Source organism: Roseisolibacter sp. H3M3-2 (assembly GCF_029211165.1).
Lineage (GTDB): Bacteria > Gemmatimonadota > Gemmatimonadetes > Gemmatimonadales > Gemmatimonadaceae > Roseisolibacter.
This window is the reverse complement of record NZ_JARGEK010000638.1, coordinates 1-1,374: the sequence shown is the minus strand read 5'-3', so window position 1 is coordinate 1,374 and position 1,374 is coordinate 1. Positions and strand designations below refer to the sequence as shown.

The 1,374-nt window shown below is 77.4% G+C and carries 1 protein-coding gene; it reads left to right on the top strand.

Translation table 11 applies throughout. The features are described 5' to 3' along the window. The first annotated feature begins 236 nt into the window (after window positions 1–236). Window positions 237–1,232 carry an alpha/beta fold hydrolase gene (locus tag PYV61_RS25315; RefSeq protein WP_275836660.1) on the top strand — a complete coding sequence of 332 codons (996 nt, stop codon included), beginning with the start codon at window positions 237–239 and terminating at the stop codon, window positions 1,230–1,232. The last annotated feature ends 142 nt before the right edge of the window (window positions 1,233–1,374 follow it).

Sequence of the window (1,374 nt, the reverse complement as noted above, 5' to 3'; positions counted from 1 at the left end):
CGCGAGCGCGGCCGTCCCGGGCGCGGCGGGACCCCCGGCGGACGTGGCCGGCCCCCCCGCCGGCGCGCCGCCCGCGGGCGGGAGGAGCAGGGCGACCGCGGCGAGCCACCACGGCCGTGCGGGCCGCGGCCGATCTGGCGCGCCCCCTCGCAAGGTATACATTGGGCACATACTGCAGCCGGACGCCGGTGTCAGCAATGACGACGTCCCCTGACGAACCCCGCGGGAGTGGTGCGATGCGACGGAGAACGGTGCTGGCCGCCCTGCTCGTCTCCGCCTGCGCCGGGTCCGGCGACGCGACGGGCGCCCCGCCGGTCGAGCCGGGCCCTCCGCTGCCGGGAACGAGCCTCGTCGCCGACTCGTGCGCGGTGGCCCGCCCGGATTTCGGCGGCCCGGCGACGGCGGCGGACCGCGCCCTGTTCGCCTACGACGCCGCCGCGCCGCTGAACCTGCGGCGGACGGTCGAGAGCACGAGCAACGGCGTCGAGGTCAGCGCCGTCTCGTACGACAGCCCGGACGGGGGGTCGGCCACGGGGCTGCTCTTCGACCCGGTCGCGCGCTCGAGCCTGCGCCCCGGGATCGTGCTGATGCACGGGCTCCCCGGCACCGCGCGCAGCGTCGAAGCGTACGGGCGGGCGCTCGCCGAGTACGGGGCGGTGGTGGTCGCGATCGACGCCCCCTTCGCCCGCCGTGCCGGCTCCCCCCTCGGGTACGGCGTGCAGGACCGGGCGGAGCAGATCCGGCTGATCAAGGACCTGCAGCGCGCCGTCGACCTGCTGCGCGCGCGGCCGAACGTGGACCCGCAGCGCGTCGCCTACGTCGGCTTCAGCTACGGGGGCGCGATGGGGGCGCTGTTCGTCGGCGTCGAGCGGCGCCTCCGGGCCGCGGCGCTCGTCGTCGGCGACGGCGGGCTCGTGTCGCACATGACCGGTCCGGAGGACGCGGGCTTCCTGGCGGGGCTGTCGTGCGCGACGCGCGCGACCTGGTTCCGCGCCATGGCGCCGATCGAGCCGATCCGGTTCGTCCCGCACGCGACGCCCACCCCGCTGCTCCTCCAGAGCGGGCGGCTCGACAACCTCGTCCCCCCGGCCGACGCGGAGGCGCTGCACCGCGCCGCGCCCGAGCCGAAGACGATCCGCTGGTACAGCGCGGGGCACGGGCTCGACGTGCAGGCGCTGCGCGACCGGCACGAGTGGCTGACCACGCAGGTCGGCCTCGACCCCCTGCAGTAGCGCCCGATGCCGAACCCGACCTCGATCCTCCGGCGCGCGATCGCCCTGGCCGCGTCCCTCGTCCTCGTCGCGTGCGGCGGCGGCGGGGGCGACCCGACGGGGAGCGCGACCGCGACGGTGGCCGGCGTGGTGAAGGACGCCG

Bases quoted from the DNA above. Each gene is read 5' to 3' on its own strand.
- PYV61_RS25315 (WP_275836660.1), top strand. From the start codon at position 237: ATGCGACGGAGAACGGTGCTGGCCGCCCTGCTCGTCTCCGCCTGCGCC.